Source organism: Lactobacillus delbrueckii subsp. bulgaricus, assembly GCF_046938665.1.
GTDB lineage: Bacteria > Bacillota > Bacilli > Lactobacillales > Lactobacillaceae > Lactobacillus > Lactobacillus delbrueckii_C.
In genome coordinates this window covers 1-820 of record NZ_JBKZCD010000067.1, presented here as the reverse complement: position 1 = coordinate 820, position 820 = coordinate 1, and the positions used below count along the sequence as shown (strand labels likewise).

Below are 820 nucleotides of genomic sequence, written 5' to 3'. Positions count from 1 at the left end.
GGGCAGAGCCTCCTTTGTACATGGCTTGATCATGGAGCACATGGGCGAATTCGAATCCAAGAGAGCCTGCTCAATCAAGGCTTACCGGACATATGGCATGACGGTTAAAGCCAAGCTGTACGCGGATGACGACACGGACCGCTACTTCCACCTATACTACAAAGCCAAGAAGCAGGCTAGTGAACGCGCTAGACTAGAAGCCGATCTGGACCGAATGGAAGCCGAGATGGACAAGATAAAAGGTCGGGAATACAAGCTTCCAAAGCGATACGAGCACTACTTCAAGCTCACCTACCACAAAGACAAGTTCTATGGCTACGAGGAACGGGAAGATGTCATCGAACAAGAGCTGCGGCTGTTCGGCTATTTCGCGATCGTGACCTCTGAAAAGATGACGGCCTCTGAAGCCTTGAATCTTTACAAGAGCCGCGATATCTCAGAGAAGCTGTTTGGCAGTGATAAGACCTTCCTTGGCAATCGCTCATTCAGAGTCGCAAGCAGTCAAGCAGCCGAAGCCAAGATCTTCATTCAGTTCATTGCTTTGATAATCCGGGCAAGAATCTACACGCTTTTGAGAAAGCGCAAAGCCGAAATGCCAGGCAAGCCTAACTATCTGAGCGTGCCTTCGGCACTGAAAGAGCTCGAAAAGATTGAGCTGATACGCCAGCCAAACGGCAACTATAAGCTAGATCACGCAGTCACAGCTACCCAGAAGGTGATATTGGGTGCCTTTGGACTGGACGAAGAATGGATCAAGGCACAGGCAAGACTGATTGGAAAAGATATTCAGAACGCCGCAATGCCAGAAGAACAGAAAGAC

1 protein-coding gene is annotated in these 820 nt (G+C 49.5%); it reads left to right on the top strand.

Annotation, left to right across the window (positions count from 1 at the left end; genetic code table 11):
• On the top strand, nt 1-820 hold an 820-nt coding region (locus tag ACLUXO_RS10190), incomplete at both ends, for an IS1634 family transposase (RefSeq protein ID WP_459539852.1).